Source organism: Pseudohongiella acticola (genome assembly GCF_001758195.1).
GTDB lineage: Bacteria > Pseudomonadota > Gammaproteobacteria > Pseudomonadales > Pseudohongiellaceae > Pseudohongiella > Pseudohongiella acticola.
In genome coordinates, this window is the sequence record NZ_MASR01000001.1 from 2499511 (window position 1) to 2524107 (window position 24597).

Below are 24597 nucleotides of genomic sequence, written 5' to 3' on the forward strand. Positions count from 1 at the left end.
TCAATCAAAAAAATTTCACCTGCAGGAGCACCAATGAAACCTGATTTCCCTATGATCGCTGCCTTTGTTGCCGGCATAATGACGCTGCCGGTTGCACAGGCCGACAATTTCCACGGCAAGACCGGCGCCATGGGCGGAGCAGGGGTGGCCAGCGCCGATCTGGTGACCGGCATGAGCCTGAATCCGGCTTCCCTTGCCGCCATTCGTGAAGAGCAGGGTTTCAACATACAGCTCAATGCGGGTGCGCTGACCTCGGATGAGGACGACTTGATCGATAATGCCGAAGGTCTGAGAGATCGGCTCGACGTCATCGATCGTCGTCAGGTGACACTGGATGACATTCAGTTTGTTGCTGACAAATTCAATCAGCTCGCCAACAAATCCCTGTTGCTGTCTGCTGGTGCCAGCGCCTATCTGGGTATGCCCACGTCGTTGGGAGCGCTTGCCGTGCACGGCAAGAGCGAACTCAGGCTGGGCGCAACGACCGAGGTGGATCAGACTGATCTGGACCGAATCAATGACGCTCGTGATTCGGCAAATCTGATTCAGGGTCTGGTCGACCAGTACGGTACCGATTTTTCCAACTACACACCGCAGCAGGCTGCTGCCGTTGTCAGTGCGCTGCAGGCCAGTGGCCTGTTAACGCCAGAGCAGATCAATCAGGCGTTGGCGACAGGCTCGCTGGATACCATTGAGCTGTTGGATGTGGATGATATACAAAGCGAGTTTGTTGGCCGTGGTGCAGCGGTAACCGAGGCCGGAATCACGTTTGCCAGACGCTTTCAGGATACCTCGGTGGGTATTACCGTCAAAGCTCAGCGTGTTGATGTCATTGAGTATCGGGCCAACGTTCAGAACTTTGATGAAGATGATTTTGATGCTGATCAATACCGCGCCGATGGCAGTGGCGTGAATGTGGACCTTGGCATTCAGCACGAGTATGGCAATTGGCGTGTCGGCGCTGTGGCGTCGAACCTGATGAAGGAAACCTATACAGCCCCGACGGGGCATACAGTGACCATTGAACCACGCCTTACCCTGGGTGCCGGCTATCGCGCTAACGGATTTACATTGATGCTCGACGCCGATGCCAACGCCTACGACAATATGATCACGGGCCAGGAATCACAGTTTGCTCGTGCCGGCATTGCGATTGATGTGTTTGACTGGGCTCAATTACGACTGGGTTACAAATCCGACCTGAAGTCAGTCATCGCCGACACCACGACTGTGGGCCTGGGCTTTCGTGCTTTTGGTACCGCCAATGTTGATATTGCTGCGATTACAGGTGACAACGACACAGTCGGGGCAATTTTGCAGCTGGGCCTGTCATTCTAACAAAGGGCGCGGGGAGTGGCCGTTAGTCAGTGCGCCGGATTTAAGGCGCTATCAGGCCTGCACGGATAGCGATAATGGCCAGCTCGGCACTGTTGCCCGCATTGAGCTTCTGCTTGATGTTGTAAAGGTGGGTGCCGATGGTGCGTGGGCTTAGCGACATGACATCGGCTATTGCCTGCACCGATTCGCCTTTGGCCAGAGCGACAAATACTTTAAATTCCTTTTCGGTCAATGCGTCGAGCGGGTTCTTTGATCCCGAGACCTGTTCTACTGCCATGGCCTGAGCAATATCGGGCTCAAGGTAGACCTGGCCTTTATGCACGGCGCGTATCGCCTGCATGAGTACCTCTGCGGCGCTGCGTTTGGTCACATAACCGGCTGCACCGGCTTTTAGTACACGACGGGCATGCATGACATCTTCATGGGCAGACAGCACCAGTATTTTTTGCTGCGGCTCCTTGGCCAACACCCGGGCGATGGTTTCGAGGCCGCCGATACCGGGCATGGAAATATCCAGCACCAGAACATCCGGAGCCAGCCCCTGGAACTGTTTGACGGCGTCTTCGCCGCATTGCGCTTCACCGATGACATCGATGTCATCAGAGCCCTGCAGCAACAACTTGAAACCCATGCGAACCACGGTATGGTCGTCAACCAACATGATCTTGATAGTGTTGTTTTTCATGAGTCGCCCCGATGCAGCGGCAGAGTAGCAATCAGGGTAGTACCGGCGCCGGGGTCCGATTCAAAGCGGACATCGCCACCGAATGCCTGCACACGCTCCTTGATACCGACAATGCCGAAGCGTTGATTTTCGGCGATCTCACCTTCCATACCTTTACCGTCATCGCTGACCCGAATCACCAGTAACTCCGGTTCGCCTGTCTGCATTGCCAGTGCCACGTTTATTCGGGTAGCCTCGGCATGTTTAACTGCATTGGTCAGGCACTCCTGAACAACACGGTACACAGTGATATTGACGTTCTCATCGAAATTATCAAGCCCATCTTCGGAAGTCAGATCAATGGCCATCTGGGGGTGCTGGTGGCGATACTGTGCAACAAGTTCCGTGATGGCATCATTGAGGCCAAGGTGATCCAGCGCGCTGGGCCTGAGCTGACGAATCATGGCATGAACAACATCATAAATGTGCGACGCGACCTCGACGATGGTCTGTGCGTTCTGACGGGTTTCGTTCTGACTGTCGTGGTCCCGAGAAGCGATAGCTGTTCCAATGGTCTTTATCGCGGTCACGCACTGGCCAAGTTCATCGTGTAGCTCTCTGGCGATGGCGCGTCGTTCTTCTTCCAGCTTGACCTGAATCAACTGAGTAAAGCGGCGATTCTGTTCCAGTTCAAGTTCGGCCGCCAGCCGTTGCTGTTCTTCCTCGGCCAGTCGCGCATTTTCGATCAATGCATGCTGGAGTGATGACGTCATTCTGTTAAAGGTTTGTGAAATGGCATCAAACTCAGGCAGTCTGTAGCTGTGCAGCCTGACGTTATAGTTGCCTTGCTCAATCTCCGACAACGCTTTAACAATGTCTTTCATGGGTTTAAGCGTATGCCCCAGAATCAGAAAAACCGCAACAATGAGCAATAGGAAAAAAATCAGAAAGAACAGGGAGAACTGCCAGAGTTCATCCCAGGCATCCAGCACGGATCGGGATGAGTCAGGGGTAATCAGAATTGAACCTTGTGCGATCGGCAATCGTACCTCTTCAGCGCCGGGTGCCACCAGCGCGGTGAACCAGTCTGGTGCCCAGCGGCCCTGTTTGTATTCGGATGGCGGAGACTCGTACAGCAGGTTGTTGTTGCTGTCGAACAGGCGAACCTCGTTGGCGCGAACCCGGCCGACATTGCTCAGGTATTCGGTCATGCTTGCCAGCGGGTCAGTGCTCGGGGCTGTTTCTTCGCTCGCGGCTGTTTCTCCGCGCACGGCTGATTCAACCGGCGAGGGCAAAATAGATTGCAACAATTGAATGGCCACACGAGTACCTGCTTCGATCTCCTGATCGATGGACTTGCGCTTGTAGTCGATCAACATGTACGCCATGACTGCAACGCAGGCGACTCCGATCACTGAAATGGTCAGGCTGACGCGCAAACGCAGATTCATGGCAGCTTCTCCGTCATTGATTGAGCAGGCGGTCGCGCAACGCATCGACCTCTTCACGCAGGGCGGGTGCAAGCTGTTCAGACAGACCGCCATGGCCGGCGTTGTTGACCATGCGCAATCGACTATTGGGCAGGCACTGGTTCAGTCGCCAGGCCGTGATAGGTGGACACACAAAATCCAGTTCTCCGTGCACGATGGTGGTGGGTGCCTGAATCGTTTTTGCCGCGTCCAGCAACGACGTGTCGGCGAGAAAGCTCTGGTTTTTGAGAAAGTGCAATTGCACACGGGCCCGGTTCAGTAGTGCCAGGCTGGCCTGTGGTGCCGGTAGCGGGTCTGCGCCTGGCACCTGGGTTCCGATGCTCATTATCTGCATCTCGAACACTGTCCAGCGCCTGGCAGCCTCACTGGCACTGTGCTCATCGGCATCAAAGACAGCACGATAGTAAGCGTCGATCAGATCATCGCCCATGCCGTCCGTCAGTTGCTTCCAGGCCTGCGGGGCAAAACGCGCCACTCCTTGTGTGAACCATGAGATTTCGTCTGCGGAGGCCAGGAATATACCGCGCAGTACCATGGCAGCGACCCTCTCAGGGTGGTGTAGCGCGTAGACCAGCGCCAGTGTGCTGCCCCAGGAACCGCCGAACAGACTCATCCGGCCCTGGATATCCAAAGCCTCACGGATCGTGTTGATATCCCCGACCAGCGCCAGGGTGTTGTTGTCCTGTGTCTCACCGGCCGGTAGCGATTGACCACAGCCACGCTGATCAAACAGCACAATGTCGAAGAACTCAGGGTCAAAATAGCGCCGATGAGCTGCCCTGACCTGGCTGCCCGGGCCACCATGCAGAAAGATGATGGGGTGGCCGCCTTTTTTGCCACTGCGCTCAACATACAGTGAATGCTGCGGTGAGACAGCCAGCGTATCACTAAAGAATGGCTCTATTGGGGGGTATAAGCTGTTGATGTGGAACTCCAGAGGTTCGATGTCGATTACATAGGCAATGATGAATCCTGAGCTTTTTTACAGCCATACCGGCATTTTGCCAAGAGTGCCGTCAGTAATCTAATGAAAATCATGAGTGACTTTTACTGAAAATGCGGCAGCGCGTCTGGTCCCGCTGGGGCCAGAATCGAAACGTCTTGTGTTCAGGCAATGGAACTGACTGGACATGAGCCCCCGGGTATCCGGGATAACCCAGCTCTTGCGAAAGAGCTTAACTACTTTGGAGATGACTCTTATGTGGACTAAACCAGAATATACCGAAATGCGTTACGGCTTTGAAGTGACCATGTATTTCGCCAGCCGTTAATTGGCCGGTTGATGCATGGAGATTGACCCGGGAGAGAAAGTCGATTCCACAGGAAGAGGCTTTCTCTCTCTTTGATTTATCGACCCTGAGTTTTGTGACGATAGGGTCTGTGCCAATAGAGAGCATGTAAGGACAAACCATGAGAATACGCGTTCTGGGTTCTGCCGCCGGTGGTGGGTTCCCGCAGTGGAATTGCAATTGCCCGAATTGTGACGGCGTGCGCAAAGGCACGATTGAGGCGTCACCCCGTACCCAGTCCTCCATTGCCATCAGCAGCGACAATGTTAACTGGCTGCTGTTTAACGCGTCACCGGACATCCTGGCGCAGTTCCAGCGTTTCCCCGAGTTGCAGCCGGGTCGTGCCATCCGTGATACGGCTGTCAAGGGCATTGTCCTGATGGATGCCCAGATCGATCACACCACCGGGCTGTTTATGCTGCGTGAAGGCAACACGCCACTTGATATTTATTGCACGGACATGGTCCATGAGGATCTGACGCAGGGCAATCCGGTCTTTAAAGTACTGGATCATTTTTGTGGTGTGGCCTGGCATCAGATTCCGACAGCCGCCGGGAGCACGTTTCAGGTGGAAGGCATTAACGATATTCGCATCACCGCAGTGCCGCTGAGCAGCAAGGCGCCTCCGTTCTCACCGCATCGCCACGATCCTCACGAGGGCGACAATATCGGCATACAACTGGAAGACACGCGCACCGGCAAGAAACTGTTTTACGCTCCCGGCCTGGCCTCCATTGAGCCGCATCTGTTGCCCTTCATGCAACAGGCAAATTGTCTGATGGTGGACGGTACCTGCTGGACCAATGATGAAATGCAGGCACTGGGCATCAGTAACAAACTGTCGCTGGATATGGGGCACATGCCGCAATCAGGCAGCGGCGGCATGATTGAAGCACTCAGACCGTTACCGGCGTCACACAAAATACTTATCCATATCAACAATACCAATCCGATCTTGCGTGAAGATTCCAGCGAACGCCAGATACTGGAGCAGGAGCATATTGCTGTTGCGTTTGATGGTATGGATTTCAGTCTCTGACAGTCCAACTAACCGATGCCGCGGGAGTGTGTGTATGACAATTAGTAATGATGCGCCCTGGTCAGTCGAGGAATTTGAGGCCCGGCTGCGCGGCAAAGAGTCCTGTTATCACATTTTACATCCATTCCACATTGCCATGAACAGCGGGCAATGCACCCGACAGCAGGTGCAGGGCTGGGTCGTAAATCGATTCTATTACCAGATCATGATTCCAATAAAGGATGCAGCGGTCATGTCGAATATGACAGACCGCGATCATCGTCGTTTATGGGTGCAGCGAATCCTGGATCATGATGGTGCGGAAGGCGATGACGGCGGCATCGAGGCCTGGCTGGCGCTGGCCGAGGCAGTAGGCCTGAGCCGTGACGAAGTGACCTCTCTTGAACATGTGACCCCCGGCGTCAGGTTCGCGGTTGATGCTTATGTCCGTTTTGCCCGAACCGCACCCTGGCAAGAGGCGGTGTGCTCATCACTGACCGAGTTGTTTGCGCCGACAATTCATCAAAAGCGCCTGGACAGCTGGCCGCAGCACTATCCCTGGATTGACGCGACCGGCTATCAGTATTTCCGCAAGCGTTTGTCGGAGGCACGTCGTGATGTTGAGCATGGTTTGCGGGTAACACTGACGCACTTTAAGACCCGGGCTGAGCAGCAGCGCGCATTGAACATTCTGCAGTTCAAGCTTGATGTGCTGTGGTCCATGTTGGATGCCATGCAGGTCACCTACGGCATTGGTCAAGACAACCGTGGTGCGATTGCGAGGATGGCGAAATGAGTCTGGCTAAAGACAAAACCCTGCGTTTCGCACGTCAATACAAGCTGCAGTGGGAAAAAGCCCAGGATGCCTGGGTGCTGTTGTACCCAGAGGGCATGGTCAAATTGACCGAAAGCGCCGGCGAGATCCTCAAGCGCATAGACGGACAGCGTACGTCCACGGACATCATCAGTAGTTTGCAGACTGCCTTTCCGGGCGCTGATCTGCAGCAAGACGTTACCGACTTTCTGGAGCATGCTCATGACAAAGGCTGGATCACCACCGACTGACACCATCAAGCCACCGCTGTGGGTCAACGCCGAAATTACCTACAAGTGTCCTCTGCATTGTGTGTTCTGTTACAACCCGCTCAACTATGCCTCAACCTTTGAAAAAGAGTTGAGTACTGAGCAATGGTTAAAGGCACTACGCGAAGCGCGCGAACTGGGCGCGGTGCAGCTGGGTATTTCCGGCGGCGAACCGTTGATGCGCGATGATGCGGAAGAAATTGTCGCTGAGGCCAGCAAGATGGGCTATTACGTAAATCTGCTCACTTCCGGCATCGGGCTGACTGAAAAACGCATTGCCGCCTTCAAGGCGGGTGGCCTGGACCAGATTCAACTGTCGTTTCAGGACTCCACTAAAGAGATGAACGACTTTTTGTCCAGCACCCGCACCTTTGATCTGAAACTCAAGGTTGCCCGACTGATTAAACAATACGATTACCCCATGGTGCTGAATGTGGTGCTGCATCGGCTCAATATTGATCACATTGAACAGATCCTGGAAATGGCTGAAGAGATGCAGGCGGACCATGTAGAACTGGCCAACAGCCAGTATTACGCCTGGGCCCTGAAGAATCGCGAGCACTTGATGCCCAGTCGCGAACAACTGGAACGCGCGGAGCAGGTCTGTAATGAGTTTCGGGCCCGTCTGGGCAACAAAATGAAGCTGTATTTCATTGTGCCGGATTATTATCAGGACCGGCCCAAGGCCTGCATGAATGGCTGGGGTACAGTGTTCCTTAATATTGCACCGGATGGCCTGGCGTTACCTTGCCATGAGGCGCGAATGTTGCCCGGGCTGGAATTCCCCAATCTGCGTGACCACGATGTGCGCACAATATGGTATGAATCAGAGGCCTTTAATGCCTATCGCGGCGATGGCTGGATGAAGGAACCCTGCCGAAGTTGTGACGAAAAAGACAAGGACTTTGGCGGCTGCCGGTGCCAGGCCTTCATGCTAACCGGCGATGCCCGTAACGCTGATCCGGTGTGCAGCAAATCGCCCCATCACTCGCGCGTAACCGATCAGGTTGCACTGGCTCAGCAGCCTCCAATGGCAGACGATGAGGTGCGCCCCCTGATCATCTTCCGTGATGACGGGAACTCACGTCGGTTGTCTTGACGCTTACGCAGTCACCGTATACTACAGTCCTGGTTTCTCCTTTGTCAGCAAAGAGATGCCTGAATAGTCCAGCTTGAATGCTGCCCCCGATCGTATCGCTTTCCAAGCGCGGCGACCGTTAGTCCACTAATTCCCACAAATTGATATACACTGACTGATCCATTCAGTCAGTGTATGTGCTCGTGCGTGCTTGTCGGCACTGTAAGGCTTGAGCAAGATCAGTTAGAGAGGGCTATACCGTGGTTGTAGTTAGGTCATTTGTTGCCGTGGGCGAGAGTACTCAGCAGACATTATCGAATCTGGGTGAAAATATTGACCGCGCGCCATCTCTGCGTGCAAGTCTTGTCTGCCTTTTCTACGACTCCCGGCATGACGATGCGAGCATTCATGCGTTCGTGCAGCGTCGATTCCCGGGCGCAGCAATACTCGGTGGGACATCGTGCAGCGGCGTGATGAGCGAAACAGGCCTTGCCGGCAGTGGTTCCATTGGCCTGTTGATAGTGGATGATCCGGACGGCGATTACGGAACGGCGGCAGTGGCCCTTGAGGGTAACGCCACGGACTGTGCCGAGCAGGCGCTGCATGCGGCGCTGGAAAACGCCGGTTGCCAGGGGGAGTTGCCTGAACTTGTCTGGATATATCAAGCGCCCGGACGGGAAGAAGCAGTGATTCAGGGCCTGCGTAGAGTTGTCGGTGACCGGTGCCCCATCATCGGTGGCAGTTCCGCAGACAACGACGTTGCTGGAAACTGGCGTCAGTTCGGGCCTGAGGGGCCGATAAGTGGCGGCCTCGTTGTTGGCGTTCTATTCTCATCCGGGGGTATCGGCTTTGCATTCCAGGGCGGATATGAACCGAGCGGTGAAAGCGGGATTGTGACACGCGTCGGCTCCAGCCAGAGAGAGGAATCTGAGAAACGTGGGCGCGAGATCATCTCCATTGACGGTGAGCCTGCCGCCGAGGTTTACAATCGCTGGACAGGCGGAGTCCTGACAGAGAAGTTGGAAACTGGCGGAAACATTCTCGGCGACACGTCTATGTTCCCTGTCGCCATCGACGCAGGGGAGACGGAAAGCATTACCAATTACCTGCTTATTCATCCGGACCGCATCCTCCCCGGAGGTACGCTCTCCACGTTCGCAGAGATTGAGGAAGGCACCCGGCTTTTTAGCATGCGCGGCAACAAACCGAGTCTCGTCGACAGGGCAGGCAAGGTTGCCTCAGCGGCCGCTGCTACTCTTCCGGGTGGACCAGATAGCCTCGCCGGGGGGCTGGTTGTCTACTGTGCCGGGTGCATGCTGGCGGTCGGAGACGAGATGCCAAAGGTTGCCACGGCAGTTTCCGAAAGTTTCAAGGGTAAACCTTTCATTGGGTGTTTCACGTTCGGCGAGCAAGGTGCGATGCTGGGGCGGAACGCACATGGTAACCTGATGATTTCCGCCATCGCTTTCGCGAAGTGACTGCAGGTATGGAGAATACAGAGGAGCTGCGAGAGATTGCGCTTACGATGCGCCGGGAGATCGACCTCCTGCGCACCGAAACGACCCACGCCAACGTACTGCTGACAGCGCTGGATACGTTGCTTTGTGTCGATGGAGACACCGATCCCTTCATTGGTGTGTTTTCAGCACTCATGCCGGTCTTCGAATGCACGTCTGCCATTGTCCTTATGGAACAGGATGAGGCTAATGGCGACCCTGAATGGCCACTGGAATGTGTGGCTGCCAGTGATGAACGCGTTATTGGATCGAGCTGGCGGCCCGTGCGGCTATTCCGCAAGGTGATATCGGGACGCATCATTTCCACAGTTGGCAATACAGGCATTGACGAGTGGCCACCTGCCATCGCCGAAGCGTATTCGGGTGACTCGCCTGCTCTCGTATTGCCACTGATGGTTCGCGACCACCGTGGGCTTATGATGTTGCTGCGCAAACCTGAGCAGGCGGGTTTTAATCGGGACCATGTGACGCTTGCCCGAAAATTCTCTTTACTCGCTTCGCATGCTTTCGCTGCGCGGCAGGCGAACCTGACTGTAGCGGAAAGTCATCGATTAAGAGAACTCACAGCCAGGCTGCGGACCAGCGAGGAAGCGCTTCGCTTTCGTGCCAATCACGATCAGCTCACGGGGTTGCCCAATCGTTCCTACATTCAGGAGCTGGTAAGTGGAAAGATCTTAAGCAAGCAGAAGGGACAAAAGCTTGCTCTTGCTTTCATCGACCTGGATGAATTCAAAAGCGTCAATGATCTTCATGGCCACGCAGCTGGCGACGCATTGCTGCGCGAGATCGCCTTGCGCATTCGCTCCGAAATCAGATCAAAAGATGTGGTCGGTCGCATCAGCGGAGACGAGTTCGTCATCGCATTCGATCCGATCCGGAGCCGCACGGATATCAGGCCGATCATTAAACGCGTGCGTGATCGATTGCAACAATCGTTTTCGGTATACGAAATCACAATCAAGCCGTCTGCCTCGATTGGCATCTCCCTCTACCCCGAGCATGGCTCTGATTATGAAACGCTGCGTCGTCACGCAGATATGGCCATGTATCATGCCAAGACCGACTCCAAGGGCAGCATTGCTTACTTTACTCTGGATCTGGGCCGACAGACGGCCAAAAGACTCACGTTGGAAAAGCAGCTACGCGCAGCCATAACCAACCGACAATTCCGCTGCGCGCTTCAGAAAAAGTTCGATATTCGCTCTGGAGCCATTGTCGGATTCGAGATGCTCGCTCGCTGGGTTGAAGCAAAAGGTAAAATAAGAGGGCCAGGAGAATTTTTGCCACTGGCCAGCGAGCTCGGGCTTCTGGACGACATTACGATGTGCGTGCTCGGCGATCTCGTCAGCCGGCTTCCGGAACTGGATGCGAGGTTCGGCCCGCTCGTCGAATACAGCCTGAACGTGTCGCCGATTCAGACCACTAATATCCCGTTTATGCTGGAATTGGCGAAACAGCTTGATGCGCATAATGGGAGGCGATTCTTTCTGGAGCTGACGGAGGAGGCGCTTGCCTCCATTGATTCCCTGGAAAACCATATACTGCCAGTGCTCCGGTCGACGGGGATCCGGCTTTCCATTGATGATTTTGGTACAGGATATTCATCTCTGGCGACGCTCGCCGCCCTCACTGTCGACGAAGTGAAAATTGACATGTCGCTCATTACGTCAATCCACGAGCGCTCGAGAAACCAGGTTATCGTGCGGGCAATCGAGTCCCTTGGCTCCGCACTGGATATTTCGATCGTCGCAGAGGGCATCGAGTCGTCAGAGGAAAATGAATTTCTGCTTTCCAATACCTCGCTCACGATCGGGCAGGGTTATCTGTTTCACAAGCCGCAACTGCTGGATGACTTACTTGAGTCTGCGTCTGAAGCCGCCGCTACAAAATCACTCTGATCGAATGAAGTCGTCATCTATTGGTAGTTAGAGTCGACTATGACGGCCAAAGCACAATGGCCCAGATTATTGCCGCTCCAATCAGGCTGAACATCACGGCTGCTGATCCCATGTCTTTCGCCCGTCCGCTTAGCTCATGGTGATCGTGACCGATACGGTCAATGACGACCTCTATGGCACTGTTCAGCATCTCAGTGATGAGCACGAGGAGCAACGTGGCAACCAACAGCGCGCGTTCCGCAGACGGCACGTCAACCATGATTATCACCGGTGTCAGCAACAGCGATAGCATAGCCTCCTGTCGGAACGCGGCCTCGGTTCGCCAAAGCGCTCGCAAGCCCTGAAGGGAATAGCGTGTAGCGTGGATCAGGCGCTTCAGCCCTTTGGTTTGGGGTTTCATCTGGCTTCGGCCACCATCGCTACTGTAGACGCAGGCACAATACCAGCTAACGATGTAGCAGAACAGTGGAGATTTACTCGAAACCAGCGGGTCAAGACCGCGAGGCGAGCACGCGTGTTGTTAAATCAGAGAACGTTGTATCAGCAGGGGTTTTAACCATAAATTTGACACTGCTGAGATCACCGCCATGACCAATATGCCAATAATCGGAATGACAGGACCGCGCGCGAATGTTGAGCCCGGTACCACTGGCCGAGTACAGGCACCGTGACGATGGCAATGAAATTCAGACTCTTTTTTTCAAAATCCTGGACGCTCATATCAATCCTGAATTTACGGAGTATTGGCAACTTCAGTAACCTGAACGTCTGTTAATCTGTGTCGGGAAATTGTACTGCCTCTTCCCGTATCGCCCGGGCATATTGGGAATCGATGATGGTCTTGCCGATAGGGGCCAGCGCCAGGCCTGCGAGCTTGAGATGCTGGATGCCGAATGGAATCGCGATGATCAGGAGAAAACAGACGATTGCCAATAGCAGATGTCCAATCGCAAGCCAGATTCCGGCGATCAGAAGCCAGAGGATATTGCCCAGCACGCCGAGCACACCGGTGCCGACATCATACTGATCAAGCTCAGAGCGGGTGATGGCTTCACGTCCAAAAGGAAAGAATGAAAAATCCCCGATGACAAAGCAGGCCCGACCCCAGGGAATGCCAATGATGGTCAGGAACGCAATCATGCCGACTAACCACCATGTCAATCCCATAATCAGCCCTCCGCAGAGAAACCAGATGATATTGCCAATTGTGCGCATTTGTTCTCCCCAAAATCTTGATATGATTATTTATTGCTGGATCATGATTGATCCATCAACTCAAAAACTCATCAAATTATTAAAAGCAATAACTGTACCATTCGCTAATATATTGTTTTGTAAGGGTTTGTTCAAAGGACGCCAAGTATTATTTGGTGAAATAGCACAACTATTGGCGCAATCAGGTCGGGGCTTACGAATTTAAGTGACCAAACAACGACTACCATCCCTGAATCTGATACGGGTATTTGAAACCGCCGCCTGAGCTTCAAGGATGCGGCGGATACCTGCAATAGCGGACCCGGATTGGGGAGTGAGAGCAAATTCCCAGGAAACGGATTCATTGTCTGTAGGTCACAGGCTGACCATAATGCTAACAACTACTCGGGCTTAAACTGCTCAAGCTGAAATTGCACATTCGGGGCGCCGCTTACCTGAACAGTGCACTGTCCCCAGCTTTCCGGAATGGCATACTCTGCGCCTTCCTGAAACTCAAAAACCTGATGTCTGCGTCTGCACCAGAGTTTGATCTCACTGACACTGTTGCCGAGACTGTGTATGGTCAGTCCCGCCTTGTGCAACAGCATTGACCACAACCCGTTGCTGTCTGTTGTTGCAGCGACCGCGTAGGAGGATTCGTCACCTCGAACCCGACGAATCTGCTCTACTACTGGTGTAAACGCTTCGACATTGATGCCGGACTGCCGGGATAAATAGTATGTGTTTAACGCCTCAGCATAATGTCTGGTATTTACCTGTAACATAAATAAATTATTTCTCGCCAATTCGATCAACTTATCTGGCAGGTACACCGACTCGCGAGCGTTCTCAATGTCGCTCGACTCATAAGCAAGGGCTCTGTCCAGGTAGCCCATAAGCTCGATATCGCTTCCCCCGTATTGTTGGTGATAGCTATACCTGGCCATGTTCAGCAGTGCATCCTCCATGTGGTTAAACGAGTCCCGTGCGTTCAACTCATTCAGCATGTCTGTAGCTGCTTCCTGATCATTGGCCTCAAGATATTCCATCAGGTTGTCATACCTTCGCTGGAACGAGAAGTGTACGGCTCGCTGAGTCTCTTCCATACTGAACCTGAATTGAAACGATGCAGACGCCTCGATTGCTTCCCCGGCAAGCCTGGCCGGTTCCCAGGTGCTCCTTTGCAAGGCTCTAAGAGCTTCCTGCTGAAAAACTTCCCGGCCTGACGCGTGTAATATCGCTGGATCGGATACCCGGCCATCGACGCCGACCATGAACCGAAAAATAACCCATCCTTCGGCGCCTCTACGGGCTGCTCCCCTGGGGTAATGATGGTCATAAATCGGCATTTCCAGAAGCGAGGGCGACGACCAGCTTTGAGCTTCCTGGGCGATAACCAGATTAATCGATGATGCGTACGTTGAAGCAATTAAAAACAGTATTAGTCGGCGCATATTCACTCCACGCATCTCATTGCCTGTATGTTTAAAATCAGCTGGGTGGATTTGCGACCCGCAGCGATCCAGTCATGCCATTGACCTCAACTTGTGTCTGAAGTTGTTGTTCGAAGGCGCAACCGGTCAATAATGGCAGCACGGAACAGTGTCAACTTATATGCAAGGCCATGTTGGCATTCAAGGTAAATAGGAATTTGATTTGTTGCATTAAACATTAATTTCTCCGACCACGCTACTGCTTATGATCCTTGCGACTGTAGTGGCTTTCTTGACGGCGTCGGGGCACGAATCTGGAGGAAAAGCCAAGCCAGCGTATTCAATTCCGAGTACACTGTACGTTGACATCGCCGCCTTTCAAATAACTGACGAGTTCACCAGACACCGGAGTGAAAATGATCAAACTACACGGATTCTCTGCCAGTAATTACTACAACGTACCCAAGCTCGCCATGCTGGAGAAAGGTATAGCGTTTGAGGAGGTTTTGTCCTACACCGGGGTAGGGCCGACCTACAAGCCCGAGTACCTTGATAAAAGCCCGCTGGGCAAGGTACCGGCACTGGAAACGTCTGATGGATTCATCAGCGAATCCCGCGCCATTCTGGAATACATCGAACGGGCCCATCCAGAGCCGTCGTTGCTGCCAGCCTCTCCCTTTGCTATCGCCAAAGTGCAGGAATTGTCGCAATTTATCGAGCTCTATTTTGAGTTGGTCGCTCGCCGTCTGATCCGCAATCTCCTGGCCGGTACACAACCCGATCCGGCGGTGCTGAAAGAGGTGGGGAGCAGCCTCAATAAAGCTGCCGCCGCGCTGCCCCGACTGTCCAGCTTTGAGCAGTTCGCCTACGGTGAGCAGTTTACTCTGGCCGATATCGCGGCAATTCTGAACCTGCCCATCGTGCGCAACGTGGGCAAGGCCTTTTTGGGCAAGGATCCGCTGTCCGAAGTGCCGGGACTGGATGCCTACTGCCAACGCATGGAAGAACGACCTCATGTCAGGAAAATCCGCAGTGACGCCGCCGATAGTCGCCCGCATTTTATGGCGCACCTGAAGGCCCTTTATGGGATTTAAATAGAAGGTACGGGATTTAAATAAAAGGTAAAGGATTCAGATAAACCAGTCATGACGTCCAGGACCCAGCGGCTTGACCGTTTTATAAGCCAGAACAGTGCGTATTCGCTCTCCGATACTCACCTGTTGCTGGCGCGGAAAAGGATTCTGCTGGATGGTGTGGTCGCATGCTCCATTCAGCAGAAAGTGGGCCGATTCACTCATGTCGTGCTGGATGATCAGTGCCTTCAGGATAACAAGCCGGTTTACCTTGTGTTGAATAAACCCCGGGGTGTTGTCAGTGCCACCAAAGACCCCAAACACACGACGGTACTTGATCTTGTTGAGCATCCCCAGAAGCATGAACTTCATATTGTCGGACGGCTGGACTTTAATACCACCGGCGTTGTGCTGCTGACCAACGATGGCGTCTGGTCACGCAAGCTAAGCTCGCCTGAGTCTGCGGTCAAAAAGACCTACGAAGTGACCCTGTCCGGGCCCGTGACGGATGAATACATTGCGGTGTTTCGGGAGGGAATCTATTTCAGGTACGAAAATTTGACAACCCGGCCAGCATGCCTGGAAATACTCTCGGAATACACGGCCCGGCTTTCGCTGACTGAAGGCAGGTATCACCAGGTCAAACGCATGTTTGGTTTCTTCCAGAATGAAGTGTTGGCGCTGCACAGGGTCTCTGTCGGCGCTATTTCTCTGCAGGGTCTTGAGCCCGGGCAGAGCAGGCCACTGACATCTGCAGAGCTGGGTCTGGTGTGACCGAGCTCCCTTGCAGTTCTACAAGTTGGAATGGGTCGCGTAAGTTGGCGTTTCGTATTTAATGTGCATCGATTGTTCGCCAACAGGTGTAATTGGTTTGTGACCACCCCTGTATTGGAATCTTTCGACGTTAGAGGCTCGCAGAAAAAGCCAGTCAATATTGCTCAGGAATGTAAGTTCCTGTAGAAGAGTTGCATTGTCTTCTTGTTTGGGAACAATTTCCCGAAGTATATCTTCTATCGATTTATCCCCATCCATAGCATCAAGAAAACGTCGAGTCACTTGCGACGCATGAACGGGTAGATCGCTGCCATTGGAAAGTCGAACGTTTATGGAACCCTGTTCCGACTTGATCAACATTTTAACAAATTGCATTTCGTGATCTGTTGGGAAAAAGGGTATGAGTTTGTTGTCCAGGAAACTCGCTGTGGATGCCTGTCTTTTGCCGACATAGGCACAATGCAGGTGCATGTTTCCGTCCATGATTTCTGCAATTTTCCATTGTTCTCTTATGGGTAGCTTTGCAAGATTTTCCCGTATTTTGGTGTCGGCGATAAACAGTGCGGGGTTGTACTGGTAGCTCATGATAGCTGGGTCCCCATCGTGACTGGTGAACCGGTTGAGAACCAGACCGCCTTCATCCTCGACGAGTGCAGCGAATTCATCTGCTGCGTAAACCGCCTCCACGGGATTCAGGAAAAGATCTGCCATATTTGGAGAGTCATCAAAAAGAGAGGACAAGGTGGACTCGCGATCCCGGCCTCTCATGTAGCTGTTCTGTGGTGCCAATGCTGACAAAATTGCTTTCGTATCGTTCAGAATACTGCCTTCGTTGCTAACCGGAAGATAATGTCTAAACAGTTCTCTAACGTCGCTTATATCCTGTCTGCCGTACTTGCCATATACCATCAGAGTCAGCACGCCTGTTTCTTTTAACACGGATGACAGTGCTTGTAGCCCTTCAATGGGGTTGTGAAGGTGATGGATGACGCCTACACAATTTATGTAATCAAATTCACCAAAATCTGCAGGAGAGAGATCGAGCAATGAGCCGTTGACCCATTCAATGTTGTTAAGGCCGCGCCTGTCCGCGCGCGCCTGAGCAACTTTCATGCTGTTAGTGCTCTGGTCCAGATATGTCACGTTACCATTCCCGCGTTCAGCCAGTTGCTGAGCAAGATAAATGACAGCATCGCCTGTGCCACCTCCAGCCACAAGCGCTCTGAATCCGTCTGAAAAAGTTTCTTTGCCTTGAAAGCAATGATGGTTGATGCGCCCAAAAAAATCGTGAGGAGGTGTTATTAGTCTATTCGCTTCTTCATCAGGATTTCTTTGTGGGAAAGGAAGCGTCTCATAGAGGGATTTTGTAGTAGACAGGTCCATGGTCTTATATAGCTCTTTTTGTTTTCCTGCCTGTAGAGGTTGATATGAGGCGGCAGTTCAGGTTTTTTGGGTACGGGAAAATAAGCTCACAATCTGCCAGTATACGGGCCATGATTCAATCAAAAATTTGCAAGCGTTACCGGTTATTGCCAGGGGCTGTTCAATGCATCGTATGGCTTTTTAGCGACCCAGCTCGACAGAAACGTACTATACCCTCGTTAGCGGTGTATGGTCCGTCATGCCAGGCCGTTAATGGTCAGTCCGGAGCGGCCGCAAGGTCCGTGCGCAAATTTTTGGATGCCAGATAAAAATGACATGACGACCAGAACAGTACCGTCGGAATTAATGCCACCATGGCATAGCGCAGCGACTCATTACCTAGGGCTGGTAACAGGTAGTCACTCAGCATACCGACTGACCAGGGACCAAGGCCGAGACCAATAATATTGAGTATCAGGAACAAAATTGCCGATGCAGTGGCGCGCATGCGTTGCCCAACCAGGGCGTGCGAGGTCGCGATGGTCGTGCCCAGATAAACGTTAAACAGCAGGCCTGGTACAAAAGCCAGAATCAATGCCGTGTATTGGCTTGACGTAAGATAGACCACCATCGTAAAAGGCAGGCTGATAAAGCCCGCGATGGCAGGCAGCCACACGTACCAGCGTTTGTCTCGCGGCGCCAGCCTGTCGGCAATGATACCACCAGCAAAAACACCTATTGCACCAAACAGCCCGGTCGACAGCGCCAGCCAGGTGCCGAGTTCGCCGGTTGTCATGCCGTGACTGCGTATAAAAAAGGATGCCAGCCAATTCAGTGTGCCATAGGCTGCAAAAGCATTGAGTCCGGCTGCCAGCGCCATATGGCGGAATGATTTTCTGCTCCAAAGCAGTGCCAATACCTGCTTGAACGGCACCAGTGCTTCAGGGACCTGTTTGTTTTCATTCAGTCCACGTATCGGCTCGGCTAACGTTGTTCGAATCAGTATTGCGATCAAGAGGCCGGGTAAACCCACGACCACAAAGGCAACGCGCCAGCCAAAGAATTCATTAAGCCAGCCGCCAAACAGGAACCCAAACAGGATGCCGATGTTGACGCCCGTCGAGTAAATTGACAGGGCGGTCGCACGTTTTTCAGGCGGGTATATGTCAGACACGATCGAGTGGGAGGGTGGACTTCCGCCCGCTTCGCCGATCCCTACGCCGATACGCGCCAGCAATAGCTGAAGATAGTTCTGCACAAAACCGCTGATGGCGGTCATAAAGCTCCACACGCCGATGGCGAGAGCAACAATATTACGTCGGTTGCCACGATCCGCCCAGCGAGCGATGGGTATTCCTGCAGTGACATAGAACATGGCAAACGCAAAGCCTGTCAATAAACCCAATTGACTGTCTGTCAACGAGAGTTCCAGTTTGATGGACTCTTGCAGGATCGATAATAATTGTCTGTCAATAAAATTGAAGCTGTAGACAACAGTGAGCACGCCCAGCGCGTAATTCCGTGCGCTGGAGGTTGAGTAGGGATTAGAGACGGGCGGTGGCATTTGCTGTTTTTTTTCTTGATTGCTTTCGCTTATGTCAGTCATGAGTTATTCCTGGTAAGGCGCGCGTTTAAGAGTTGCCTGCCGTACTGCTTCGCTCCGGGCCTGTACTTTCTCCCGGTCAATTTCCCCGGGATAGGGCAAACAGGAAACACTTAAGACAGCAACCACCTTCCCAGGTCAGTCAGAGAGCAGTTCTTTGAGCCTTTCTTCTGTCAATATGCCGCTGTGGTACATCATATGGTGTTCTGCGCAAAAAAAATAGCTGCCCGCATGAGACGCCACCGAGTCTGCTAAGTTCGAGCAAAGGTCAAGCGTAAAAAAAACCTAATCGGTCATCCGAAAGTAGGAGGCCGGCGTAATAGGCAGTCAACATGTCGCGCCTCATGCGCACAAGACTGGGTGGTCATTTCCTTGAGGTCGAAAGAAAGGGCAATCTTGTTATACCTGTCTTTATCCTTTCACAATTTGTCGGATTCAGGCCCACTCTGGCTGGCAGTACTTGCCAGGCACCCGGACTGAATTTCTTAAAAATGTCGTGGTGAATAGAACCTGCGATGAATCTCTTAATTCATCTAATGGAGTAAAAAATGACCAATCAAGAATTACAGGCGCTGAAAGAGCGTTATGTTGCAGCTGGCGCGGCAAGTCCGAATAAACAATTTGCGGACTATGCACTAAATGCAGAAATTTGGGACGCTGATGGCAAGCGTATGATCGACTTTGCTGGTGGTATTGGTGTTCTTAACATCGGTCATTGCCATCCAAAAGTCGTTTCTGCCGTAAAAGCCCAGCTAGATAAGGTTATGCACACGTGCCAAACCGTTATGCCGTATGAGGGTTATGTGAAGCTCGCCCAGAAGCTGGCTGAAGTCGCTCCTGTAAAGGGTGATGCAAAAGTCATGCTCGCTAATTCGGGTGCAGAAGCGTTGGAAAATGCGGTAAAGATCGCGCGTGCTGCTACCAAAAAGAACAATGTGATCTGCTTTGATGGGGGGTATCATGGCCGTACGTTCATGACCATGGCCATGAACGGCAAGGCCGCGCCTTACCAAAATGAGTTCGGCCCAATGCCTGGATTGGTCTATCGCGCGCCATATCCGGTTCCTTACCATGGTGTCAGCGAAGAAGAAGCTCTGCGTGGATTGAGAATGACAATGAAGTCAGATTCTCCTGCAGGAGACACGGCTGCTATCGTTATTGAACCTTTGCTGGGTGAAGGTGGGTTCTATTCGGCATCCCCCCAGTTCCTTCAGGAAATTCGCAAGATTTGTGATGAAAACGATATTCTGATGATTGTTGACGAAGTGCAAAGTGGCTTTGGCCGAACCGGGAAAATGTTTGCTATTGAACACAGTGGCGTTCAGCCGGACATGATGACCATGGCCAAGTCAATGGCTGCTGGCATGCCTATCTCTGCAGTGGTGGGTACCGCTAACGTGATGGATGCGTCAGGCCCTAATTCCTTAGGTGGAACGTATACGGGTAGCCCAACTGCCTGTGCCGCTGCATTGGCGGTTTTTGATGTCTTCGCGGAAGAAGATATTCTTGGTAAAAGTCAGCGCTTAGGGCAAAAACTGTATGACCGTTTCGCCCGATGGGAAAAACAATTTCGACACGTTGCTAACCCCCGGCATTTGGGTGCTATGGCAGCCTTTGAACTGGTGGAAAGTAAAGAGTCCCATCAACCCAAAGCTGAATTGGCTGCTGGTATTACAAAAAAAGCTCAGGAAAAAGGACTGATTCTGCTGGCTTGCGGTCTATTTGCTAACTCCATTCGTTTTCTCATGCCAATCACGATTGAAGACGATGTGCTTGAAGAAGGCTTAAATATTGTTGAAGAATGCTTAAAAGAAGTGGGGGCATGATGCCGTTGTCACTGGGAATGGGCTAAATCACTACTCATCGCCCGACAACTTCGAAGCGCTCCAACTCCCGGCGCGGCTCCTCCCATTCGGGTGCCAGTTCCGATGCCCTGCGGTAGTCGCGATAGGCTTCGCGGAGCTGTTCCAGGTTTTCGTGGGCGATACCCCTGTTGAAATGGGCTCTCGCCAGCTCACGTACCGCCCTGGCCTCATTTGCCTGAGGCGACTCGATCGTTTCCCCTGCGCGCCCGGGCCTGGGCTGTATACCCAGTTCAATGGCGCGATCGAAGGCGCTGATGGCCTGCGCCCACTGTTCACGCAGGTTAAAGATATTACCCCGATTGATGTGAGCGAACGTCAGCGTGTCGTCCAGATGCACAGCTTCAGTGAAATCGGCCAGTGCATCATCGTAGTTCGCCGCCTCAAAGTGGAGTACACCACGATTGTTATAGCTCGCCGCCCGATTCCCTGCTTCGTCACCCTCCTGTATTGCCAGCGTACAGAGCCGTATGGGCGAAATGATGACGCGCGATCCGGTGATTGTAATCCTGGACGCTGCTTGCGGATTGCGCGCCGCCGTGGAACATTGCTCAGCATAACCACCATCAATGATAGTAAGCGGAGAGGCAGGCTGCGCATGAATCATGGCACTGGCCAACACGGCAGCCATGGCGCTGCAAAGGGTCAATACGCGTATCGAAAACATTGTTGTCATGATGCCCCCTGTCGGTGATGTGTCATTAACGTGACCACAATATATCCCGATTGCTTGCTACTGGTAAGGACTATTTCCGGGAGTAATGGATGCATAGTCCGTCACTTATACCGGCCCAAAGTCCGTTGCTGGCAAGCTATTACAATGAAAAATAAGGGGTTTACTGCAGAGGTTGCTGGAAATTGTGATGGGCCCACGTGGACCCGAACCAGGAACAAACGTAGAATATATCACCGTAAAGGGTAACTGAGCCTCTCATTGCCCAATGGATGAATCCGACCGCTAACATCTTTGCTTTCGTCGTACATCAATCCTTTCTCGCGCAGCAGAGCTATCACCTTGTCCGGATAATCCGTCTGTATATAATCAGCTCCGGCTTCAGCGGCCAGTTCCACATTCAACAAGGTATCGGCTGTACTGAGCGTGTTTACAAATGCCTGTGCTCCCAGCAGGTGAATCAGTCGGATGTTCTCGTCCGTGACCGCATGCCAGTTCAGATTTATCAGGGGTGGCCACAATGACCGAACTGTCTGATGAATATCAACACTATGGCTTACCGAAGGTCGCAAAAAAATGTCTGGCTGCAGATCATTCAGTTTTCTGCTGTTTTCGATTGAGCCGTGATAGTAAGACTCCCCCGCAACGCCGACGCTATTGACGACTGCCACAAGCTTCTCCACATCGCCGTCTTTAAAATCCAGATCAGGGCTTATTTTTCCTTTCATCAGGGCTAATGCCTCCTGAAGAGTCGGCACCTCGGTCCCTCTATATCGACCGCTGTGCCAACCCCCAGCGTCCAGCGCCTTGATCTCTTCTAGAGTCAACTCTTCCACTCTTCCGGATCCATCAGTTGTTCTATCCACAGTGGTATCGTGCATCAGAATCAGGTGACCATCGCGGGTTTCACGTATGTCGATTTCTACCAGCTGCGCGCCGATATCGATCGCCCTCTGGATAGCTGGCAGGGTATTTTCAGGAACATCCAGTCCCACTCCCCCGCGGTGAGCGACGACCCTGATGCCTGGCCACTGATATTCCAGGTTCGTTGCCTCTACGGGACCAGACTCTATCTTTGATACCCGACCATGCGTCCTGTGAATCCACACGCGCTTCATTTCATTGTCAACCGGAACCTCGATAACGTAGTGAGGGTCTCCGTTATAGGTGTCCGTGTCATGCCCAGAGGGTGAGTTCGCGGTATAGATCTCGGCAACATGAAATGCCTGCAATAGCGTGACCTCCGAGGCAGCCACAGGCTGCTGGTAAAAACCAAGCAATGTTACAAAGATCAGTAAATATCGAGTCATGGCCGAACCTCGAAACTCAGCGCGCCATGTCGCTGCTGGTCGAATTCATCTGCGCTGAAAATGTCGACCCGGTGAACGCCCGGCGCAAGATTGTCTGGCAGAGGTAATTCCCAGATATGTGCGGAACGGGTGGGGCTGCCTGTCGGATGATCAGAGACTTGCAACTGCTCATGAAGCCTTTCGGCAAACGGGTCGGTGCGCACAGTATAGGTCATGGCTTGTCTTTCTCCCCGGTTCAACGACATCCAGACCCGGTCTCTGGCGCCGCCATCAAATAGATTAACCACGACCTTGGCGCCATCGATCAGGTGGCCGCGGTTAACGCTGCCCCCGTCGGGCTCCACCAGCAAGGGATCCAGGGTAATGCGCATATGCTCACCGGCATCGGCACCGTAGGGGAAGGGCATGAATTCCGGCGTGACATCAACGTCGTCAAAGCGCAGCAGGTAAAAACCGTTGGGCGTACCGTCCTGCATCATGGCATCGTTGACGCCGCGCAGATCTTCCGGGCCAGTGTGCCAGCCATTGCCGCGAACCTGCGCCAGGGTATGGGCGATCCACGGTTGGCCATGCCAGCCGTGGCTGTGTCCCACCTCGACTTTCCAATTGTTGCTGGTATCGTGACCGGCCATGCCATAAATATGCTCAAACGGTGCCAGGATATCGAGCAACGCAGCAAAGTTTTCCGTATGGGGGCCCGTTGCCGGCTCGGTGCCGCTGTCATCAATTGCTTCCGATACCAGGGGAATGTGTGACGCAATGACGATCAGTTGGTCGCGGGGGACGTTGGCGAGATCGCGTGCCAGCCAGTAGAGCTGATCGTCATGAATGTAACCCCGATAACGTCCGCCATCGTCCAGGCGTTGATCGTCACCCGCGTATTCGACATTGTTGAGTGCGACAAAATGCACATTGCCGTAGTTAAAGGAATAATACGTGGGGCCGAAGTGCAATTTGTAGGTTTCGTTGGCAAAACGTGCATCGGGTGACTCAAAGTTCAAGTCATGATTGCCCGGCAGGTACCACTGCGGCATGTCCATCAGCGCCATCATTTCCTTGTGGCGGTCGTACAGGTCAAGATTGTCATACACCACATCACCGACAGTAATGCCAAACTCAGCGGAGAACGGATTGCCGATCAACGTGGTCACCAGGTCTTCGCGAAGCTTGTCCTGATCGAGTTCCGTGCGGGCCTGCGGATCGGCAAAGGCATGTGCATCAAACTGATGGCTTGCGTTCTCAATGATGGTCAGCGGGAAATCTATGGCGTCAGGCATCGGGCCGGTGGCGTCGACCACTGGAAATCTCCATTCGACGTCGGCGTTGTCGATGTTCACGGGGGTTCCTTCCGGGTAATGGCGGTAGTAGAAGGCCGGCACGTTGTTGGCATCCACCGCCACGCTGTACCCGGACGGTTGCGATACAAACAGGATCTGCAACGGCGCCAACGCGATGTCATAACGTCCGTCGGGCCCGGTCACGACAACCTCGCATCCGTTGCTGACACTGACACCGGCCAGCCCGGTCTCGTCGGGGTTCATCAGGCCATCGGAGTTGGCATCGATAAAAACAGTGCCGCGTGTGATTTCACTGTCCGGTGTCGGGCTTGCGCATTGGGCGGCGGCAGTCAGGTTTAGCACAAGCGCGCTGATGCCCAGTGACCACGAAAGTATTGTCCTGCTTTTCATAACCGGTGTCTCCCGTTGAGCGCTTGATGCTAGACAGGATCAGTGACAGAACCGTGACAGGTTTGCAGTCTGTCGCCCGAATATCAAGGCTTCGCACCATCGAATGCCAAACGCTTCCTCCGAACCCTGCTCCCACCGACCCTGCTAAATCGAAGATTTGGCGGGATTTCTGGGCGGCCGAACCCCGAACTTTTCCGAGCCCTGCAATTTTCGGTTGGCGTTCGGTTGCTGATGGCGTGCGTCTGGCTGG

The 24597-nt window shown here is 53.1% G+C and carries 22 protein-coding genes; 11 read left to right on the forward strand and 11 right to left on the reverse strand.

Annotation, left to right across the window (positions count from 1 at the left end):
• Positions 1-33 precede the first annotated feature (33 nt).
• Positions 34-1338, forward strand: a complete 1305-nt coding sequence (gene traF, locus PHACT_RS10820) for a conjugal transfer protein TraF (protein ID WP_070117781.1) — start codon at positions 34-36, stop codon at positions 1336-1338.
• A 40-nt stretch (positions 1339-1378) separates the two neighbouring features.
• Here traF and PHACT_RS10825 read toward each other — a convergent pair whose 3' ends face one another.
• From PHACT_RS10825 to pip, 3 genes are read right to left on the reverse strand one after another with little or no spacing between them, the layout of a single operon-like run.
• Positions 1379-2023, reverse strand: coding sequence for a response regulator (locus tag PHACT_RS10825; RefSeq protein WP_245730710.1), 645 nt, complete (start codon positions 2021-2023; stop codon positions 1379-1381).
• Positions 2020-3453: a sensor histidine kinase gene (locus tag PHACT_RS10830; protein ID WP_169819444.1), complete on the reverse strand. Its 1434-nt coding sequence runs from the start codon at positions 3451-3453 to the stop codon at positions 2020-2022. The genes PHACT_RS10825 and PHACT_RS10830 overlap by 4 nt, the downstream gene beginning before the upstream one ends.
• Before the next feature lie 13 nt (positions 3454-3466).
• On the reverse strand, positions 3467-4459 hold the full coding sequence (gene pip, locus PHACT_RS10835) for a prolyl aminopeptidase (protein WP_083264522.1): 993 nt from the start codon (positions 4457-4459) through the stop codon (positions 3467-3469).
• 232 nt (positions 4460-4691) lie between these two features.
• Between pip and pqqA the strand changes: the two genes are divergently transcribed.
• The 7 genes from pqqA (at position 4692) to PHACT_RS10865 (ending at position 11375) form a co-directional block, all read left to right on the forward strand.
• Complete coding sequence (gene pqqA, locus PHACT_RS16245; protein WP_139141569.1) at positions 4692-4763, forward strand: pyrroloquinoline quinone precursor peptide PqqA; 72 nt, start codon at positions 4692-4694, stop codon at positions 4761-4763.
• A 139-nt stretch (positions 4764-4902) separates the two neighbouring features.
• Entirely contained in the window at positions 4903-5820 is a 918-nt protein-coding gene (gene pqqB / locus PHACT_RS10840; protein ID WP_070117783.1) for a pyrroloquinoline quinone biosynthesis protein PqqB, read from the forward strand.
• Positions 5821-5854: 34 nt separating this feature from the next.
• Positions 5855-6595: a pyrroloquinoline-quinone synthase PqqC gene (gene pqqC / locus PHACT_RS10845; RefSeq protein ID WP_070117784.1), complete on the forward strand. Its 741-nt coding sequence runs from the start codon at positions 5855-5857 to the stop codon at positions 6593-6595.
• Positions 6592-6864 carry a pyrroloquinoline quinone biosynthesis peptide chaperone PqqD gene (pqqD, locus tag PHACT_RS10850; protein WP_070117785.1) on the forward strand — a complete coding sequence of 91 codons (273 nt, stop codon included), beginning with the start codon at positions 6592-6594 and terminating at the stop codon, positions 6862-6864. The genes pqqC and pqqD overlap by 4 nt, the downstream gene beginning before the upstream one ends.
• Positions 6836-7981: a pyrroloquinoline quinone biosynthesis protein PqqE gene (gene pqqE, locus PHACT_RS10855; protein ID WP_070117786.1), complete on the forward strand. Its 1146-nt coding sequence runs from the start codon at positions 6836-6838 to the stop codon at positions 7979-7981. Before pqqD ends, pqqE begins: the two co-directional genes overlap by 29 nt.
• A gap of 239 nt (positions 7982-8220) precedes the next feature.
• On the forward strand, positions 8221-9438 hold the full coding sequence (locus PHACT_RS10860; RefSeq protein ID WP_070117787.1) for an FIST signal transduction protein: 1218 nt from the start codon (positions 8221-8223) through the stop codon (positions 9436-9438).
• Positions 9439-9446: 8 nt separating this feature from the next.
• The gene (locus PHACT_RS10865; RefSeq protein ID WP_070117788.1) at positions 9447-11375 is read left to right on the forward strand and encodes a putative bifunctional diguanylate cyclase/phosphodiesterase; all 1929 of its coding nucleotides are present in this window, start codon (positions 9447-9449) and stop codon (positions 11373-11375) included.
• Positions 11376-11412: 37 nt separating this feature from the next.
• Here the strand turns inward: PHACT_RS10865 and PHACT_RS10870 are convergent, their stop codons facing one another.
• From PHACT_RS10870 to PHACT_RS10880, 3 genes are all read right to left on the reverse strand, one after another.
• Positions 11413-11775 carry a diacylglycerol kinase gene (locus PHACT_RS10870; RefSeq protein WP_070117789.1) on the reverse strand — a complete coding sequence of 121 codons (363 nt, stop codon included), beginning with the start codon at positions 11773-11775 and terminating at the stop codon, positions 11413-11415.
• A gap of 371 nt (positions 11776-12146) precedes the next feature.
• Positions 12147-12590 (reverse strand): YccF domain-containing protein, encoded by a 444-nt coding sequence (locus PHACT_RS10875; RefSeq protein WP_070117790.1) that lies wholly within the window; start codon positions 12588-12590, stop codon positions 12147-12149.
• A gap of 380 nt (positions 12591-12970) precedes the next feature.
• Entirely contained in the window at positions 12971-14023 is a 1053-nt protein-coding gene (locus PHACT_RS10880) for an energy transducer TonB (protein ID WP_169819445.1), read from the reverse strand.
• A 395-nt stretch (positions 14024-14418) separates the two neighbouring features.
• Between PHACT_RS10880 and PHACT_RS10885 the strand changes: the two genes are divergently transcribed.
• Both PHACT_RS10885 and PHACT_RS10890 read left to right on the forward strand, forming a co-directional pair.
• Complete coding sequence (locus tag PHACT_RS10885) at positions 14419-15096, forward strand: glutathione S-transferase family protein (protein ID WP_070117792.1); 678 nt, start codon at positions 14419-14421, stop codon at positions 15094-15096.
• A 51-nt stretch (positions 15097-15147) separates the two neighbouring features.
• Positions 15148-15849: a pseudouridine synthase gene (locus tag PHACT_RS10890; RefSeq protein WP_070117793.1), complete on the forward strand. Its 702-nt coding sequence runs from the start codon at positions 15148-15150 to the stop codon at positions 15847-15849.
• An 18-nt stretch (positions 15850-15867) separates the two neighbouring features.
• Here PHACT_RS10890 and PHACT_RS10895 read toward each other — a convergent pair whose 3' ends face one another.
• Together PHACT_RS10895 and PHACT_RS10900 are read right to left on the reverse strand one after the other, a co-directional pair.
• Positions 15868-17232, reverse strand: a complete 1365-nt coding sequence (locus PHACT_RS10895) for a class I SAM-dependent methyltransferase (RefSeq protein WP_070117794.1) — start codon at positions 17230-17232, stop codon at positions 15868-15870.
• Positions 17233-17488: 256 nt separating this feature from the next.
• Positions 17489-18817, reverse strand: coding sequence for a spinster family MFS transporter (locus PHACT_RS10900; RefSeq protein ID WP_083264524.1), 1329 nt, complete (start codon positions 18815-18817; stop codon positions 17489-17491).
• Positions 18818-19362: 545 nt separating this feature from the next.
• Between PHACT_RS10900 and gabT the strand changes: the two genes are divergently transcribed.
• Positions 19363-20640, forward strand: a complete 1278-nt coding sequence (gene gabT, locus PHACT_RS10905) for a 4-aminobutyrate--2-oxoglutarate transaminase (RefSeq protein ID WP_070117795.1) — start codon at positions 19363-19365, stop codon at positions 20638-20640.
• Between the two features lie 34 nt (positions 20641-20674).
• On the opposite strand, the gene PHACT_RS10910 is transcribed toward gabT, so the two are convergent.
• The 3 genes from PHACT_RS10910 to PHACT_RS10920 form a co-directional block, all read right to left on the reverse strand.
• Positions 20675-21352 carry a tetratricopeptide repeat protein gene (locus PHACT_RS10910; RefSeq protein ID WP_070117796.1) on the reverse strand — a complete coding sequence of 226 codons (678 nt, stop codon included), beginning with the start codon at positions 21350-21352 and terminating at the stop codon, positions 20675-20677.
• A 230-nt stretch (positions 21353-21582) separates the two neighbouring features.
• The gene (locus tag PHACT_RS10915; protein WP_070117797.1) at positions 21583-22659 is read right to left on the reverse strand and encodes a glycerophosphodiester phosphodiesterase; all 1077 of its coding nucleotides are present in this window, start codon (positions 22657-22659) and stop codon (positions 21583-21585) included.
• Positions 22656-24347 carry a calcineurin-like phosphoesterase C-terminal domain-containing protein gene (locus PHACT_RS10920; protein WP_070117798.1) on the reverse strand — a complete coding sequence of 564 codons (1692 nt, stop codon included), beginning with the start codon at positions 24345-24347 and terminating at the stop codon, positions 22656-22658. The genes PHACT_RS10915 and PHACT_RS10920 overlap by 4 nt, the downstream gene beginning before the upstream one ends.
• Positions 24348-24597 lie beyond the last annotated feature (250 nt).

Bases quoted from the DNA above. Each gene is read 5' to 3' on its own strand.
- PHACT_RS10870 (WP_070117789.1), bottom strand. From the start codon at position 11,775: ATGAAACCCCAAACCAAAGGGCTGAAGCGCCTGATCCACGCTACACGC.
- PHACT_RS10830 (WP_169819444.1), bottom strand. From the start codon at position 3,453: ATGAATCTGCGTTTGCGCGTCAGCCTGACCATTTCAGTGATCGGAGTC.
- PHACT_RS10875 (WP_070117790.1), bottom strand. From the start codon at position 12,590: ATGCGCACAATTGGCAATATCATCTGGTTTCTCTGCGGAGGGCTGATT.
- PHACT_RS10895 (WP_070117794.1), bottom strand. From the start codon at position 17,232: ATGGACCTGTCTACTACAAAATCCCTCTATGAGACGCTTCCTTTCCCA.
- PHACT_RS10890 (WP_070117793.1), top strand. From the start codon at position 15,148: ATGACGTCCAGGACCCAGCGGCTTGACCGTTTTATAAGCCAGAACAGT.
- pqqD (WP_070117785.1), top strand. From the start codon at position 6,592: ATGAGTCTGGCTAAAGACAAAACCCTGCGTTTCGCACGTCAATACAAG.
- PHACT_RS10885 (WP_070117792.1), top strand. From the start codon at position 14,419: ATGATCAAACTACACGGATTCTCTGCCAGTAATTACTACAACGTACCC.
- PHACT_RS10880 (WP_169819445.1), bottom strand. From the start codon at position 14,023: ATGCGCCGACTAATACTGTTTTTAATTGCTTCAACGTACGCATCATCG.
- pqqC (WP_070117784.1), top strand. From the start codon at position 5,855: ATGACAATTAGTAATGATGCGCCCTGGTCAGTCGAGGAATTTGAGGCC.
- pqqB (WP_070117783.1), top strand. From the start codon at position 4,903: ATGAGAATACGCGTTCTGGGTTCTGCCGCCGGTGGTGGGTTCCCGCAG.
- traF (WP_070117781.1), top strand. From the start codon at position 34: ATGAAACCTGATTTCCCTATGATCGCTGCCTTTGTTGCCGGCATAATG.
- PHACT_RS10915 (WP_070117797.1), bottom strand. From the start codon at position 22,659: ATGACTCGATATTTACTGATCTTTGTAACATTGCTTGGTTTTTACCAG.
- PHACT_RS10900 (WP_083264524.1), bottom strand. From the start codon at position 18,817: ATGACTGACATAAGCGAAAGCAATCAAGAAAAAAAACAGCAAATGCCA.
- pqqE (WP_070117786.1), top strand. From the start codon at position 6,836: ATGACAAAGGCTGGATCACCACCGACTGACACCATCAAGCCACCGCTG.
- PHACT_RS10865 (WP_070117788.1), top strand. From the start codon at position 9,447: ATGGAGAATACAGAGGAGCTGCGAGAGATTGCGCTTACGATGCGCCGG.
- PHACT_RS10910 (WP_070117796.1), bottom strand. From the start codon at position 21,352: ATGACAACAATGTTTTCGATACGCGTATTGACCCTTTGCAGCGCCATG.
- PHACT_RS10920 (WP_070117798.1), bottom strand. From the start codon at position 24,347: ATGAAAAGCAGGACAATACTTTCGTGGTCACTGGGCATCAGCGCGCTT.
- PHACT_RS10825 (WP_245730710.1), bottom strand. From the start codon at position 2,023: ATGAAAAACAACACTATCAAGATCATGTTGGTTGACGACCATACCGTG.
- gabT (WP_070117795.1), top strand. From the start codon at position 19,363: ATGACCAATCAAGAATTACAGGCGCTGAAAGAGCGTTATGTTGCAGCT.